The sequence below is a fragment of the Clostridium sp. JNZ X4-2 genome (assembly GCF_054889485.1).
This window is the reverse complement of the sequence record NZ_CM142685.1, coordinates 3,277,935-3,294,892: the sequence shown is the minus strand read 5'-3', so window position 1 is coordinate 3,294,892 and position 16,958 is coordinate 3,277,935. Positions and strand designations below refer to the sequence as shown.

Here is a 16,958-nt window from a genome sequence, read left to right as displayed (position 1 = left end):
ATGAAAATAATGAAAACAGTTCAAAAAGTTCCGGGTGGAATGATGGTGGTGCCGTTATTGATAGGGGCACTGATTAATACTATTGCACCTAATGCCCTTAAAATAGGATCTTTTACAACTGCACTTTTCTCTAATGCAGCTGTTGCCACTGTAGTAGGCATGCAGATATTCTTCATAGGAACTAATTTGAAAGTTAGGGAAGTCCCAGAAGCTATTAGAAGAGGAGCAATTCTATTAATAGCCAAATATCTTGCAGGTGCACTTTTGGGTATAGCAGTAAGTAAAATATTTGGTAGAGTCGGATTTATGGGAGTGTCGGTTCTTGCGATAATTAGTTCTGTTACAGGAGCTAATGGGAGTTTATATCTTTCTTTAATGGGTGAGTATGGAGATTCGGCAGATGCAGCTGCTATGGGAATAATGAATATACATGATGGACCATTTTTGGCATTACTTACATTGGGTGCGTCCGGACTTGCCAATATACCTATGATATCATTGCTTGCTGCGGTAATACCTCTAATAGTTGGTTTTATATTAGGAAATTTGGATGTTGATGTTAGAAAATTCTTTTCATCTGGGGTTGGGATGGTAATACCATTTATAGGTTTCTCAATTGGTGCAGGAATAAATTTTGGGAGTATAGTTAAAGCAGGATTGAGTGGCATTTTTTTGGCTGCAATGATATTCATTATTGGAGGAGGAGTTGCTCTGTTTGCTGATAAATTTGTAGCTAGAAGACCTGGGTATGCGGGAGCTGCCATAGCAAGTGCAGCAGGAAATACAATAGCTACACCAGCTGCAGTAGCACTAATTGATCCAACATGGAAACCCTTCGTTGCAGCGGCTACTACACAAATTGCAGCAGCGGTAGTAATAACGGCAATAATAGTTCCTCCATTTGTTGACTTTATAGCTAAAAGATACGGATGTCCTAAATTTGATAAACAGAAGGCTTTAAAAACTATTTAAATAATAATCATTATTAATAATAAAATCAACATGAAAGAAGGAAATTTAAATGGAAAAAGCTAAAGCAATTGTAATTAAAGCTGTTGATAATGTAGCAACGGCAACTAGCGAAATTCCACCTGAAACATATGTAACATTAAAAATCAATAAAAAAAATGTTGAAGTACGAGTAACAGAGAAGATATATTTCGGACATAAGTTGGCAATTAAAGATATTAACGAAGGAGAAAAAATAGTCAAATATGGTGAAACTATTGGTATGGCTTCGAAAAATATTAAGAAGGGAGAACATGTACATGTTCATAATCTTAAACCTATCCGAGGTCGTGGTGATCTGAATAAAGATTAATATAGAAAATATTAAGAAATAAAATAAGATTTATATTTATGGAGGATGTAATTATGGAATTTATGGGATATCGCCGCCCTGATGGATCAGCCGGCATTCGTAATCATGTTTTGATTTTACCGACAGTAGTTTGTGCTAATCGTGTGGCCAGAGGTATTGCAGCAAATGTTGCTGGGACAGTATGGGTGGAGCATCAACATGGATGTTCAGAACTTGCACCAGATGCGGAACAGACTGGAAGAGTTTTTATAGGTCATGGGACAAACCCTAATGTTTTCGGAGTAGTTGTAGTGGGCCTGGGATGTGAAGTTGTAAGGGCACAGGATGTAGCGAAGGAAATAAAGAAACAGTGCCCATATAAACCTGTTCATTGTGTAATAATTCAGAATGTAGGTGGATCATACAGGGCAATATCTGATGGTGCTAGTTCAGCCAATAAAATGATGGAAGAAGCATCAAAATTAAAACGTGAACCTATTGATATATCTGAGTTGATTCTTGGAACAGAGTGTGGAGGATCAGATGCCTGTTCAGGAATTTCAGGCAACCCTGCTTTAGGTGAAGCTAGTGATATTTTAGTAGATGCTGGAGGAACTTCAATTCTGGCTGAGACTCCAGAATTAATTGGAGCCGAACACATAATTGCGCGAAGAGCTATAAATGAAGAAGTTTCCAGAAAATGTTTTGAAAAGGTTAAAATATGTGAAAATTCTGCAAAAGCTTTAAATGTTGATATGAGAGGTGGAAACCCATCACCAGGAAATATTGAAGGTGGATTATCTTCAATTGAAGAAAAGTCTCTTGGATGTGTCCATAAAGCAGGAACTAAGCCTTTGGTAGATGTAATTGATTATGCCCAGAAGATAAGTGAAAAAGGGCTGATATATATGGATACCCCGGGTAATGATATAGAACAATTGTCCGGTATGGCAGCAGGTGGATGTCAGATATGTGTATTCACAACTGGGAGAGGTACACCTACAGGCTCGGCTATTGTACCTACTATAAAAGTTTCCACTAATTCGGACATATTTAAAAGGATGAGGGATAATATGGATCTTAATGCAGGAACCATAATTGATGGAGAGGAATCAGTGGAAGATGTAGGTAAAAGGATTATGGAGGAAATAGTAGATGTAGCTTCAGGAAAACTTACAAAAGCTGAAATACTTGGAGAAAACGATTTTGGAATTTGGAGAATAGGACCTACTATGTAGCTTTATACCATAAAAACAGGAATTTTTGATAAAACATAATTTTAGCAAGAATTCCTGTTTTTATAATTTAAAGTCCTATAATATTTTTTTCTGCTTATAGTATATAATTTAAATAGGTGATTGATATTAATTAGGTGGGGGATTTAATATGAATGGTAATATATTATTAGTTGCACCTTATCATGGGCTTGAAATTTTAGCAAAAAAACTTAATGAAAAATCTGATGTAAAGTTGTCTGTAATAGAAGGGAATATGAACCAAAGTATTGATGAAGTAAATTATGCAATAAAGAATGGGACAAGGATTGTTCTAAGCAGGTGGGGAACATCAAATTATTTGAGTGACAGAGTCCATGTTCCAGTAATCGATATATCTGCAACGTCTGTCGATGTGCTAAAATCTGTAAATAAAGTAATTAATGGAGGCTATAAAAAGGTAGCAATTGTTAATGTAGCGAACATTATTGGAAAAAGTGAAAGGCAGTATCTCACTAAAATTTTAGATATAAATTTGCAGTTTGCAGTGTGTCATGAGGTAGGAGATGTTAAGAACAAAGTAAGATACCTTGCTGAAAAAGGCGATATTGATGCCATAATTGGGGATGTAACAGCAGTATATGAGGCAAGGAGAAATGGAATACATGCTGAATTATTGGAGTCTGGTGAAGAATCCATTGTTAATGCACTGTCACGATGTACTAATATATTAAATTATGATTTAATAAGTAGATACAAGAATGAGCAGATTAAAATTTTACTTAACAGTATAAAAGAAGGTGTTGTTCTTACTGGTGGAAATGATAAGTTGTTGTTTAATTCTAACATAGAAAAATTGTTTAGATATTATGAAGTAGATGTTACACAAAAAAATCTTGATAGAATTTTGAACAGCAATATGCACAAGAAAATTCCTGTGAATGTTGACAAAAGATGTATAGGAAATGTTATCCTAATAAAAGAAAAAAATAATAAAGATACTGTGAAAAGTGGAATTGAATTTAAGGCCAAGTATACGTTTGATGATATTATAGGTCAGGAAGATATAAAGGTTGATGCCATTAGATTTGCAAGATCATGTGAAACTGTAATGATCTATGGAGAAACTGGAACAGGAAAAGAATTATTTGCACAAAGTATTCATAATAAAAGCAGACGATCCAATGGCCCTTTTTTATCTGTTAATTGTGCATCTTTAAGTGAATCGTTAATTGAAAGTGAATTATTTGGATACGAAGATGGTGCATTTACAGGAGGTGCAAGAGGGGGAAGAAAAGGCCTATTTGAATTGGCTGATAAGGGTACCTTGTTTTTAGACGAGATTGGAGAGGTTTCCTTAAATTTTCAGGCAAAATTATTGAGAGTACTTCAGGAGAATGAAATTAGAAGAGTTGGAGGAAATAAAAATATTCCAATAGATGTGAGAATTATATGTGCCACAAATAAAAATCTGAAAGAAGAGTGTATGAATAATACATTTAGAAAAGATTTATATTATAGGGTAAATGTTTTGGAATTGAAGCTACAACCCCTTAGATTTAGGAAAAAAGATATAATACCTCTATTTAAGAATTTTATAGGTAAGCAGTGTGCCAAGGAAAATAAATGTTTAATATGGGAAAGTGATGATATTTTCGAAGCTCTTCTGAAATACAATTGGTATGGTAATGTAAGAGAACTGGAAAATTTTGCCAAATTTGTTGTAGCCTGTTCAGAAAATGAGAAATTAGATCAGCGGATTATATTAAATATGCTCAAGTCAAAAAATTTGGGAAACAGCAATGAGATAAATATTAAGTTATCTTACAATATAAAGGAAATGGAAAGTGAAATATTCAATACTTTATTAGATAGATATAATGGAGACAAAGATAAATTGTGTCGGGATTTTAATATCAGCAAGACGACTTTGTGGAGAAAATTAAATATTATAAAATAGAAAAATAGATTCAAAAATAAAATCTGCATTTAAATATAATGGCGAAAGTTAAAAAATGTCATTGGTAAAATTGATCAATGATTGACATTATTTTAACAATTTCAAATTTGAAATTGTACATCCTATTTTTGAAACAAAAAACTAGTTAAATATAAAAATCCTTATGTTATATATATTTTTGTAATCTGTAATTGTTCTGATAAAACCTGTGAATTCAATGCTTTATAATCAATTTGGACAATATTATATTGATTTTATACGAATTGGTATGCTATTTGCTTTTATATAGATTTGAATTTGGTTATTATAAATATTATGAAAGGATGATAAAGATGGAAGATAAAATTAATTCGCTTTTGATCAGCGAAAAGGATAGTGTTGCAGTTGCTTTAGATGGATTAGTGGAAAATAATACTGCCAGATATAAAACAGGGAAAAAAATTGAGCAAATATCTATATTAGAAAATGTACCCATATATCATAAATTTTCTATATGCGATATAAAAGAAGGAGATTTGGTTTATAAATATGGACAAGTAATTGGTAAAGCATCAAAAAATATAAAAAAAGGTCAGCATGTACACTCTCAGAATTTAATAAGTATACGTGAATTTATAGAAGATTAAATAGAGGAGGATTTAGATATGAATTTTTTGGGATATAAGAGACCGGATGGAAAGGTTGGAATTAGAAATCATGTATTGATATTGCCTACGTGTGCCTGCTCCAGTGAAACTGCCAGGGCTATTGCAAATCAGGTGCAAGGAACTATAAACATTATAAATCAGAATGGATGTGCACAGGTAAAAGGAGATTTGAAGATTACAATGGATATATTGTCTGGACTTTCTGCTAATCCGAATGTTTATGGTACCGTATTAGTTGGACTTGGATGTGAAAATGCTCAACCAGATGATATGTATAGACTGATTCAATCCAAAACTAATAAGCCTCTTAAATTGGTGGTTATCCAGGAGGAAGGGGGTACTACTGCTACAATAAAAAAAGGTGTAGAATATGCAAGACAACTTGTTATGGAAGCTTCAATGCTGGAAAGAGAGGAGTGCTTATTATCAGATCTTATAGTGGCTACTAACTGTGGTGGTTCCGATCCAACCTCAGGATTGGCCTCAAATCCAGTACTTGGTAATGCCAGTGATAGATTGGTGGATCTTGGATCAACATCTATATTGTGCGAAACCACAGAATTTATAGGAGCGGAACATATACTAGCACAGAGGGCAGCTACACCTGAAATAAAGGATCAGATCTACGGCATTATTAAAAGATATGAAAATCATTTAAAGAAAGTAGGAGAAAACTTGAGAAATGGAAATCCTTCTCCGGGAAATAAAGCTGGCGGAATAACTACACTTGAAGAGAAATCATTAGGATGTATACACAAGGGTGGACATAGACCTATTGTAGAAGTTACAGATTATGGAGTTGGCCCGAGCAAGAAGGGATTAGTTATAATGGATACGCCGGGATATGATATAGCTTCGGTAACAGGATTGATAGCTGGTGGTGCTCAGATGGTAGTATTTACAACAGGCAGAGGGACACCTACCGGGAATGCTTTAGCACCGGTATTAAAAATGACTGCAAATAAAATAACCCTGCAAAAAATGAAGGAAAATATTGATTTTGATGCAAGCCCTGTAATTGCAGGAACTAAATCCATTGAAGAAATGGGAGAAGAGCTGCTAAGAGAAATAATAGCTGTTGCCAACGGAAAAGTTGTAAAAGCCGAGGCTTTCGGATTTAATGATATTGCTATAAGTAGACTGTGTAATTACGTATAAAGGGTGATCTTATGAGATTTGTAAATTTTATAAAGCATGGTGAAAAGAAATTGGGTATGTACGATAAATCCATGACAAGGGTAATCGATTTCCAGCATATAAAGTTAAATGCTAAATATGAAAATATAAGTGACCTGATAAAGAATCTAAATGAAATTGATCTTAAATTATTGGAGAGGATATATTCTGAAACAATGTATTCTGGAGATGGTGTTTATGATGTATCTGGCATAAAAATAAGTTCTCCCATTGAAAGAACGGAAAGTGATATTATATGTCTTGGACTTAATTATAAAGAGCATGTAAGAGAAACTGCCGAAAGTTTTAAAGATGATTCTATAGATATACCTGAGCATCCTGTTTATTTTTCAAAGAGAGCAGTTGCACCTATAGGACCAAATGACTATATAGACAGTCATCCGGATGTTACAGATGAATTGGATTATGAAGTTGAATTGGCCGTTATAATAGGAAAAGAAGGAACAAACATACCTAAAGAAAAGGCGGAAGACTATATATTCGGATATACCATTATGAATGACATCAGTGCCAGAGATGTGCAGCAAAGGCATGTCCAATGGTACAGGGGCAAGAGTCTTGATACATTTACGTCGTTTGGACCTTGTGTGGTTTATAAAAGTGAAATCAAGTTTCCTGTAGAATTGAATTTATGCAGCAGGGTAAATGGAGAACTGAGACAAAACTCGAATACACGGAACTTTATATTTGATATTCCGACTATAATTCATGAGCTTTCTTCAGGAATGACGCTGAGAGCAGGAGATATTATAGCTACGGGAACTCCATCGGGAGTTGGCATGGGGTTTAAGCCCCCCAGGTTTTTGAAGAAAGGTGATATTGTACAATGTGAAGTGGAGAATATAGGGGTCTTGAAAAATAAGGTAATATAGTATTCATAGTTTTACCACATGTCCTAAAAAAATTATAATAAGAAGATAATTTTATTATATTTTAAATTCAGATAGATGTTATCGTCTTGTTCACAGTATTTTAGTATTTATTTGTAATGCCATCAAGGCAGATATCTTCTCAAAAAGAAAATTTTGAGAAGGTTTCTGCTTTTTTTTAAATGTTTTTCCTATATTAACAAAAAGTGCATATATGTTTATATAATTGTGAAACTCACTGATAAAAATGAATAAAAGATTGATATAGGTTGCAAGAGAACAGTTGGAAACTCAAAAACAACTTTTCCTGATTTGAAATAACTATATTAATAAAAATATGAGAAGGCATGGCATCATAAATTTGCTGGCATATTGGTTCAGTAAATATTAACAAGATTATCAAACATCACTTGCAAGTCCAGAATAAAATTCTGTTTGAGACATGTGAATTGGAAGCATAAAAATGATTTATGAAAGAAACTGAAAATAAATCATCAAGATTGCTGAATGGATAGACAAAGTTCATGATAAGTATCCTGATATGAGATATCGCTGGATTAATAATACCTTAAGGCACGATGATAAAATAATAGTAAATAATAAGAGAATACTTCTTACTTGAAGGGATTTTACCGAAACAGTTTTGCAACACTCCCATTTCATTTTGAAATATATAGCTTTATGAATAAATAGCTTACAATAGGTAGAAAATAATTTAGAGTTATTCTAAATTAAGTGAGAAATGGAAAGAGGTAAAGTATGTGAATGTGATTCGCCTGTTCAATAAATATTTTTTTATACTTATGGTAATTCAGGGAATTTTTTTGACATTTATTGACTCAAAAAAGTTTGAGAGGGATAAATTAAAGAAAACTGCTCTGAAATCTAAAATAATAGGTATATTCTTTTTAATATTTTCGAGCCTGTTATATGCCTTTTCAATTTATTCTTTTTGAAGGAAGTGATGTATATGAAGGAAGAGGTGAAGGATTCTATATTCTCTAAAGTTGATGAAAATATAAAATATTTGAAAGAACTGTTTGAAGATAATTCAGATTTAGTTTTTAGGGAATTTTATATAGGGGAAGTTAAATCCGCAATAGTGTATATAGACGGTATGGGGGATAAGATGATCCTGGATGATTTGCTAAGGGGACTTATGACCAGGGGCAGATATATAAAGCAGGTAAGCTGTATAAAAGACAGGCTGATAACCGTATCCGACATGAAAGAATTGGTTGATTTAAAAAAGGGAGTGGACTTGGTCTTATCTGGTGAAACGTTGATGTTTGTGGAGGGGCTGAAAAGTTTTTATGTACTTGCAACCAGAGCGTGGCCCGTGAGAGGAGTATCTGAGCCTTCAGGGGAAACGGTTCTAAGGGGAGCCAGGGATGGTTTTACAGAAACTTTAAGATTTAATACAGCTTTGATAAGAAGGAGAATAAGGGATACAAGGCTTAGAATTGTACCGAAGCCTCTGGGAGTAAGATCTAAAACTGATGTAGTAGTAATGTACATAAAGGATATAGTGAATAAGGAAGCGTTGAAAGAACTTATGGAAAGATTAGACGGCATAAAAATAGATGCTATTTTGGACAGCGGGTATGTAGAACAACTTATAGAAGACAACAAATGGTCGCTTTTTCCGCAAATCCAGAGTACTGAAAGGCCTGATGTAGTGGCATCCGCATTGTATGAAGGAAGAATTGCAATAGTAGTGGATAATTCTCCTTTTGCAATTATAGTGCCTACTACTATGGCAAATTTATTCCAGTCCCCAGATGACTACTATCAAAGATGGATATATAGTTCAACAATAAGAATAATAAGGTTTATGTCTATAATTATTACATTGATAATGCCTGCTTTTTATGTGGCGGTTACTTCTTTTCATACGGGAATATTACCTACAAAGCTGGCGTATTTTATTGCAGCTTCAAGAGAAGGAGTGCCTTTCCCGGCTTTCATGGAAGCTATAATTATGGAACTGAGCTTTGCTCTGCTTTTGGAGTCTGTGGCCAGACTTCCCAAATCCATAGGTGCAACCACCGGAATAGTAGGGGGGTTAATTATAGGTCAAGCGGCAGTTCAAGCTGGTATAGTAAGCCCCATAATGATAATAATAGTATCTGTTACTGCTATAACCAGTTTTACTACCCCTAACTATGAGATGACTTGTGCATTTAGATTAATTAGATTTTTACTCATAATTGCATCAGCTGTAGCAGGACTTTATGGAATTATGATTGGACTTATATTTACTTTAGTGCACTTAGTGAGATTGAAGAGTTTTGGAGTATCTTACTTATCACCTATGGTAAATGAAAATAGTAATGATTTTAAAGACATGTATATTAGGGCTCCTATTAGATTTTTAAGGAAAAGACCCAGATATATGAATACCGGGGATAAAATAAGACAAAGATAGTTGAATCAGACAACGGTTATTGGTAATTAAGCTGTATTTTTTTAATTTTGAACTAAGGGAGGAGGCCATTGTATGAAAGATAAGGATTTTATAACTGCGTCTGGAGTATTTACCACTATAATAGTAACTGTTATAGGGGTGGGCATATTTTCCTACCCGAGGGAAGTAACAAGTATTGTGGGTACTGATGGGTGGATTGTGACTATAATGGCAGGAGTTGAAACTTATCTCCTGATTTATATAGCCTATAGAACTCTTAAATCCAATGGGTATAATAAATTCAATATAATACTTGAAGATAATTTTGGAAAAATATTAGGAGGAATTTTAGCTGTTATATTTGTTGTATATAATGTGTTTACTATATCAATTGGTATGAGAATATTTGTAGAAGTTATAAAGATGTATTTACTTGAAAAAACACCCACGGAGTTCTTGATAATTATAACCATAATTTCCGGTATTTACCTTGTAAGAAGCGAATTGGAAAATTTAATAAAATTCAACGAAGTTTCTTTTTGGATAATGTTTATATCTATAGGTCTGATATTGCTGTTTACTTTAAATAGGACGGATTTTACCAACGTTTTACCTGTACTGTCCAATAAGCCCCAAACCTATTTGACGGCACTTAAAAGTACAATATATAATTTTGCTGGAATAGAGATAATATATTTGATTGGGCCATTTGCGAAAAATAAATTGCATATAAATAAAACCGCCATGAAAAGTATTGTATTTATAACAGTGTTTTATGTTATAATTGTTGTTTTTTCACTGGCTATTTTCTCCAAAGAGCAGACTAAAATATTATTATGGCCCACAATAACTATGATAAATTCGATAAATATAAACGGAGCCTTTATAGAAAGGTGGGAAGGAGTAGTTATGGCCATATGGGTTATATTCTATTTTACTACTTTCTGTAATATATACTATTTATCATCTGATATGGTGAAGGATGTGTTAAGGCTTGGAGATGTAAAACTTTCATCAGCCCTCATAGCTCCGTTTATATATATAACTGCATTATATCCCCAAAACATAGCGGAGCTTTATAATATAGGCAATAAGTTTATACCTCCGCTTTTTATATATAGCTTGATTGTACTGCCTGTAATCATATTTTTGTCTGGCAAGATGAAGAATAGGGGAAACAGAGGAAAGGCCATATCTCTACTATTAATTTGTGTTATATTGACCGGGTGCTGGGATAAAGTCGAAATAGAAAGAACAGATCTGGTATCTATAATGGGAGTAGATGCAGGAGCGGATATAGGAAAAACAAAAGAACTGAAAAATATAAAACCAACAGATCCATTAACGTCCATAGATTTGAAAAAATTTCATGTGACCTTTGGTGTTCCGGATTTAAGTAAATTGGAACCAGGTAAGGGAGGGGTATCACAGGATAAATATATAGATGTGGATGGATATTCCATTCAGGATGCAGTGAGTAATGCCGTAGCCGAAAGCAGCAGATCCATAAGATTCAGTCATGTGAGGATACTGATATTAGGTGAAAATTTAATGAAATATCCTGATGCAGTAAAGGAAGTTATTGATTATCTTCAAAGAGAGCCTTCTTTAAATAGAAATATATACATAGTTATGTCAGATGGAGATGCAGAAAAATATATAAAGTTTAACACTCCTTCGGAAATCAGTGTTGAAAATTATATATTGGGAATGGTTGAAAGTGACCTTAGAAATAGTGCAGTTTTTCCCGTAACCTTAAATGATTTTTTAGTTGAAATGAGTGAAGATGGAAATAGCATAGTACCTAGGGTTGTTGTGGATAAGGACAATAATAATATAAAAATATCGGGTACCTTTGTCATAAAAAATTTTGCACAGAAAGGAATTTTAAATTCCACCCAGACGTCAAATATAGAACTGTTGAAGGGCAGCTTAAGGGGTGGAAAGAAAATGATATATGCAGATGATCATCCCTTGGATATAAGAATTGACAATACCAGCAGAAAAATAAGGATGCTTCAAAAAGGTGGAAAACTGATATTTAATATAGATTTGGATATAGAAGGTCAGATAAAAAATTATTATACCGGCAATGCAGCTTTTTCAGTGGATAAGTTAAATCAAATTGAACATAATTTTAATGAAGCTATAACAAAGGAATGTAAAAGTGTAGTAAGGTCTACTCAAAGAGAGCTTCAGGTTGATCCTATAGGATTCAGGGAATATGTGGAGAAATATCACCCTGGTGTATGGAGGCAAGTAAAATATAAATGGGATGATACTTATAAAGATGCAGTTGTAAATATAAATGTGGATACAAAAATAAGAAGAATTGGTGTAACAAAATAAATTGATATGGAGTGAATACAACTTGAATATATGTCAATAATTACTAGTAAGTTAGAAGATAATTAAAGAAAGTGGGGATGAGATTATGAAAAAGGTTTTATTGATATTTATTATAAGTATTTTAAGTGTATTTGCTTCATATTCCTTTTTAGATGAAGTAAAAAGTAATGATATACAAAATGATATGGCATCCAGAATTATAAGATTTCATGTCATAGCAAACAGTGATTCAGAAAGTGACCAAGCTCTTAAATTAAAGGTGAGAGATAAAGTGTTAAAATATGTGGCTCCTAAGTTAAAAAATTCAAAAAACATAGAGGAATCCAGAGAAATTTTAAAAGAAAATAATGAAAAAATATTGAAAATAGCCAGCAGTGAAATAAAGAAAGAAGGTTATAGCTATAAAGTTGAGAGCACCTTATCCAAGGTGAACTTTCCCATAAAAACCTATGGAAATATAACTCTTCCCCAGGGAAGATATGAGGCCTATAGGATAGTTATAGGCAGTGGAAAGGGGCAAAATTGGTGGTGTGTTATGTTTCCTCCATTATGCTTTGTTGATATTACAAAGGGACAAGTATCTTATACAAAAACGGAAAAGGAGATGAAAAAGGTTCTGACACCGGAAGAATATAAAATGGTGGATAATAATTCACTGGGATTAAATAAGAAAAAAGATATAAAATTAAAATTTAAGATATTGGAAGTACTGAAAAATATGGGAGTGTAGAATGACATAACATATGGCAGACAATAACCTTAAAAATATAATATATACAAGTGGGCTCTACAGATATTAAATTTTAATTGATAAAGTATATGTAGAATCATGTTCTGATTAGCCCTCACTTGTATTGTGATTAAAGCTGTGATTTATATTAATTAATTTCCTGCAAATAATTTTTGGGCAGTTTTCAAAAAATATTCTTCTGCAGATTTTAAAAATGTCTTAGTGGTATCTTTATTATAGTTTTTCTTACTTCCCACTAAAGTTGTTTTAGCCAAATTATTTTGTATAAGCCAATTAATTAAATCAAATATATTATTTACAGCATATGGTTTGGCAAACTTACTGCAATTTTTACTTATAATTTTCAGCTCATCTTTAGAGTTGAGAAGTTTTTCAATATTTTCTTTACATTTACTTATGTCAGTTAAATTTACGGCCAAATTATTTTTCAATAAAAATTGAGCATTTTTTTCCTCTTGACCGGGTATGGGGGAAAACAATCCAAGAGGTATCCTGCATATTAAAGCTTCGGAAATAGTAAGTCCACCGGGCTTAGTCAAAAGGAGATCACTGGCCTGCATATATTTGTTTACCTGGTCAGTAAAGCCTATAATACGGGTCTCCTTAGAAGAAGACATTTTAATTTTTAAAAGTTCCGAATAAAGTTTCTTGTTTTTGCCAGTTATAATTATTATTTGAATGTCTTCATTGACTCTGTTCAGCTGTTTGTATATGTCTGTTATTTTACCCAGACCTAAACTCCCACCCATAACCAAGATGGTAAATTTTGATTGGGATAAATCTAGTCTCTTCAGTGTATCAGCTTTATCATAACTTATATTAAATTCAGGTCTGACAGGTATTCCTAAATTATAAATGGTGTCCTTAGATATTCCCTTGGATATCATTTTATTTATCATGTCCGTATTGGAAATCACATAGGCATCTATATAAGGATGAAGCCAGGAACTATGAGAATAATAATCAGTAATTATACACAAACAGGGTATATTTATATGGTATTTCGATTTTAATACAGACAGCATTTCTGTAGCAAATGAATGAGTAGATATCAATATATCAGGTTTAAACTCATCTATAAGGGGAAGAAGCTTACAAGTCAGAGCTTCAATAAGTTTTGAACTTATTGTAGTTGTAATTGTATAATCACCTTCTGAATATCTGTAAAGTTTTCCGTATAAAGAAGGAGATACTTTTAGGGACTTTAAGTAACTTCCTATTACTACCTTATCTATTATTGGATTTATATATTTTAAAGTATCAATAATTTTTACCTTTGAAGCCGGATCCCTCAGGGATATGTAACTTTTTAGACCTTCAGCGGCATTACCATGCCCGCCACCGGCAGAAATTGAAAAAAATAAAACTTTCATCTAATCACCTTCTGATTAAGTATGTAATCTTATTATATAAAATGTGGTGAAAATAATAAACTCATTTAATGAACATTTAAGAAAAAATTAATAATAATTATAAAATAGTATTAGCTTTTATAATTATTATTAAACTAAATAATACATAACAATTGGATAAATGCAGATAATATAAATAAAGTAAGAGATTATGTGTTTGATATATAAAATTGTCTATAAGAAAGAGGTGCAGCTCCATGAAAATTGCAAAAAAAAGAATTATATATACAGCTGTGGTAACTCTGATCGTAGTTTTTTCAAGTACTTTTGCAGTTCTTATGACATTGGAAAGAAATGATTACAGGAATTATCTGCAGGGTGAATATGGCAAGAGTATGTATGAATTAATAGATGCAGTTCAAAATATTAGGGTAAACTTGACAAAGGCAGCCATAGTTGGATCAAGAGAACAGTCAATAGTTGTTTTTGAAGAAATATTCAGATATTCTGCCATAGCCAATGATAAGCTGCATTCACTTCCGGTATCCCAGCCCACCATATCCGATACCAGTAAGTTTTTATCTCAAACTGGAGATTTCTGCTATAATCTGGGCAAGGTGTCCAGCAACGGCAAACAATTAACTGATGGAGATTATAATAATATAGAAAGGTTAAAAAAACAATCTGTTATTTTGGAAGGACAACTGAAGACAACTGCTGACGATATAAACAAGGGAAAAGTAAAATGGGGAGAAATAAGGAAAAAAATCACTGGTGCATTTGCTAAAGGAAATGATAATTCCATATCTGAACAATTTCAAGGAATACAGAAGCAGGTAGTTCAATATCCTGCATTGATTTATGATGGACCATTTTCAGATAATGCACTTCAGGTAAAACCTAAGATTGACTCCCAAAAACAAATTTCTCAAGGTGAAGCAGAAATAATAGCCAAGCGAATAATAGGAGAGGAAAAGATAGAGAGTTTAAATGTATCTTCAATTAAAGGAAAAGCTGATATAGATGTATATAGATTTACCGCTGCCCTTAAAGGAAGGACTGGAAAAGAAGATGGGGTTGTATGTGAAATAAGCAAAAGGGGCGGGAAAATATCATATTTAATAAATGATAGAGTTGTAAATAATAGCTCTATGGATGTAAAAAAAGCTGTAAGTATTGGAACAAAATATCTGAAAAACCTAGGATATGACAATATGGTTCCTACATATTCACTTAAATATAATAATATAGCAGTTATAAATTATGTGTATAATCAAGATGGCATATTGATATATCCAGATCAGATAAAATTAAAAATAGCTTTGGACAATGGAGATATTATAGGTATAGAGGCAGACAAGTATTTAATATCTCATAGTGAGAAGAGAAAAATATCAAATCCTAAAGTGAATTATGAAAAAGCTAGAGAAAGAGTTGGCAAAAGATTAAATATAACCAGTAAGAGGCTTGTTATAATTCCTTCAGAAACAAATGCAGAAATACTATGTTATGAGTTTTCAGGCAATTATAATGGTGATAATTTTAAAGTTTATATAAATGCCGACACTGGATATGAAGAGAGGATAATTCAAATAATCAATACTCCTAACGGTCAGTTGACCATATAGTTTATTCCATGGCTGTCATTGCCGGCATTCCAGGTTTTGTAAAGCTGTGGATAGGCAATGATATGCCTCTGGATAAATTATCCTAAGCCTTAAGACAAATAAAGCTTTTATGCATTTAAATATACTAATCGATTTGATATAATAAAATTAGTTTTAAGATTTGCTTTATATAATATAAAATTGAATGGGGCAGGTGAAGATTTAATCATGAAGAAAAAGGCAGTCATATCTGTATCCAGTAAACAATCTGGTGATGATGAAGTCATAGAAGTGGTAACTCCCGGAGATTTTTACAAAAAAAATGATTCCTATTATGCGGTTTATAAAGAAACCCAATTATCTGGAATGGAGGGAACTACTACTACCTTAAAAATAAAAAATAATAAATTTTCTCTTATAAGGATGGGAAGTACTAATGCCAACATGGATTTTAATAAAAATCAAAAGAGTATGTCTATGTATAAAACACCTTACGGAATTATAGAGCTGAAAATAAGGACTAACGAAATGGATATAAATATAAATGAATATGGGGGAGACGTGATCATTGATTATAGTATGAGTTTAGCAGGACAAGCTACACAGGATACGCAGTTAAGAATAAATATAAAAACTCAGGAATAAATAGGATTAAAAATTTAAAGATGGTAATTGTATCCCAGAAGTTAAAAATTGAAAGTGAAAATTAAGAGTAAAGCAGGAATTTTGACGATTTTTGGATATTTACTCTTGGTTTTTAGCTTAAAGTTTATTTTTTTGATTATTTCATGATTAAAAGCTTCATATTGTGGCAATTAATTAAATATATAGATAAGTGTCAAAAAGGAGGATACATATGAGAAAATATTTTAATGACAAAGAAAAGGTGTATTCTAAGATAATTGATATATTGTGCAAATATAAGGGACTGACTAAGGAAGAAATGTTTGAAATTCTAAAAGATGAATCCTGTAGATATTTATTTTTTTTACTTGTCAATAAGTATGAATGTTATGATTTGGAGATATTGAGAAAAGATTTTCCCTCTGTAAAAGGAAACAACATGAAAAATAATATAAAAAGAGCAGAAAAAAAACTGTTATTGAACAAACGTATAAGAGATATGTACTTTGAAGCAGAAGAGGTAATAGATAAAGTGGAATAAAATAAATATTTTTATAAAAGCATAAAAAACCTAGAATATAAATAAAAAATGTGATATTATATTAAGTATGTTTTTAGACAAAACATACTATTTTATATTATAAGGGTAATTTTTATTATAAAACTAATTAAATATTTTGT

At 32.3% G+C, this 16,958-nt stretch carries 15 protein-coding genes; 14 read left to right on the top strand and 1 reads right to left on the bottom strand.

What is annotated here, in order from left to right; genetic code table 11:
• The 11 genes from ACYUJ6_RS15865 (at position 1) to spoIIR (ending at position 12,673) form a co-directional block, all read left to right on the top strand.
• Entirely contained in the window at positions 1 to 972 is a 972-nt protein-coding gene (locus ACYUJ6_RS15865; RefSeq protein ID WP_461843665.1) for a 2-keto-3-deoxygluconate permease, read from the top strand.
• Between the two features lie 49 nt (positions 973 to 1,021).
• Positions 1,022 to 1,321, top strand: a complete 300-nt coding sequence (locus ACYUJ6_RS15860; RefSeq protein ID WP_461843664.1) for a UxaA family hydrolase — start codon at positions 1,022 to 1,024, stop codon at positions 1,319 to 1,321.
• Positions 1,322 to 1,374: 53 nt separating this feature from the next.
• Positions 1,375 to 2,538, top strand: a complete 1,164-nt coding sequence (locus tag ACYUJ6_RS15855) for a UxaA family hydrolase (protein ID WP_461843663.1) — start codon at positions 1,375 to 1,377, stop codon at positions 2,536 to 2,538.
• A gap of 148 nt (positions 2,539 to 2,686) precedes the next feature.
• Positions 2,687 to 4,474 carry a sigma 54-interacting transcriptional regulator gene (locus tag ACYUJ6_RS15850; protein WP_461843662.1) on the top strand — a complete coding sequence of 596 codons (1,788 nt, stop codon included), beginning with the start codon at positions 2,687 to 2,689 and terminating at the stop codon, positions 4,472 to 4,474.
• A gap of 332 nt (positions 4,475 to 4,806) precedes the next feature.
• Positions 4,807 to 5,100 carry a UxaA family hydrolase gene (locus ACYUJ6_RS15845; RefSeq protein ID WP_461843661.1) on the top strand — a complete coding sequence of 98 codons (294 nt, stop codon included), beginning with the start codon at positions 4,807 to 4,809 and terminating at the stop codon, positions 5,098 to 5,100.
• An 18-nt stretch (positions 5,101 to 5,118) separates the two neighbouring features.
• Complete coding sequence (locus ACYUJ6_RS15840) at positions 5,119 to 6,279, top strand: UxaA family hydrolase (RefSeq protein WP_461843660.1); 1,161 nt, start codon at positions 5,119 to 5,121, stop codon at positions 6,277 to 6,279.
• 11 nt (positions 6,280 to 6,290) lie between these two features.
• Positions 6,291 to 7,190 (top strand): fumarylacetoacetate hydrolase family protein, encoded by a 900-nt coding sequence (locus tag ACYUJ6_RS15835; protein ID WP_461843659.1) that lies wholly within the window; start codon positions 6,291 to 6,293, stop codon positions 7,188 to 7,190.
• A 758-nt stretch (positions 7,191 to 7,948) separates the two neighbouring features.
• Complete coding sequence (locus tag ACYUJ6_RS15830; RefSeq protein WP_461843658.1) at positions 7,949 to 8,143, top strand: CLC_0170 family protein; 195 nt, start codon at positions 7,949 to 7,951, stop codon at positions 8,141 to 8,143.
• A gap of 14 nt (positions 8,144 to 8,157) precedes the next feature.
• Positions 8,158 to 9,615 (top strand): spore germination protein, encoded by a 1,458-nt coding sequence (locus ACYUJ6_RS15825; RefSeq protein WP_461843657.1) that lies wholly within the window; start codon positions 8,158 to 8,160, stop codon positions 9,613 to 9,615.
• 72 nt (positions 9,616 to 9,687) lie between these two features.
• Positions 9,688 to 11,943, top strand: coding sequence for a Ger(x)C family spore germination protein (locus ACYUJ6_RS15820; RefSeq protein ID WP_461843656.1), 2,256 nt, complete (start codon positions 9,688 to 9,690; stop codon positions 11,941 to 11,943).
• Positions 11,944 to 12,028: 85 nt separating this feature from the next.
• Positions 12,029 to 12,673, top strand: coding sequence for a stage II sporulation protein R (spoIIR, locus tag ACYUJ6_RS15815; protein WP_461843655.1), 645 nt, complete (start codon positions 12,029 to 12,031; stop codon positions 12,671 to 12,673).
• A gap of 152 nt (positions 12,674 to 12,825) precedes the next feature.
• Here the strand turns inward: spoIIR and ACYUJ6_RS15810 are convergent, their stop codons facing one another.
• On the bottom strand, positions 12,826 to 14,067 hold the full coding sequence (locus ACYUJ6_RS15810; protein ID WP_461843654.1) for an MGDG synthase family glycosyltransferase: 1,242 nt from the start codon (positions 14,065 to 14,067) through the stop codon (positions 12,826 to 12,828).
• A gap of 236 nt (positions 14,068 to 14,303) precedes the next feature.
• Here ACYUJ6_RS15810 and ypeB point away from each other — a divergent pair, with 236 nt between their 5' ends.
• From ypeB to ACYUJ6_RS15795, 3 genes are all read left to right on the top strand, one after another.
• Positions 14,304 to 15,674 (top strand): germination protein YpeB, encoded by a 1,371-nt coding sequence (gene ypeB / locus ACYUJ6_RS15805; protein ID WP_461843653.1) that lies wholly within the window; start codon positions 14,304 to 14,306, stop codon positions 15,672 to 15,674.
• Between the two features lie 207 nt (positions 15,675 to 15,881).
• Positions 15,882 to 16,298: a YwiB family protein gene (locus tag ACYUJ6_RS15800; RefSeq protein ID WP_461843652.1), complete on the top strand. Its 417-nt coding sequence runs from the start codon at positions 15,882 to 15,884 to the stop codon at positions 16,296 to 16,298.
• 211 nt (positions 16,299 to 16,509) lie between these two features.
• A complete protein-coding gene (locus ACYUJ6_RS15795) occupies positions 16,510 to 16,818 on the top strand; it encodes a ribose-5-phosphate isomerase (protein WP_461843651.1) in 309 nt (102 codons plus the stop codon).
• Positions 16,819 to 16,958: the final 140 nt, after the last annotated feature.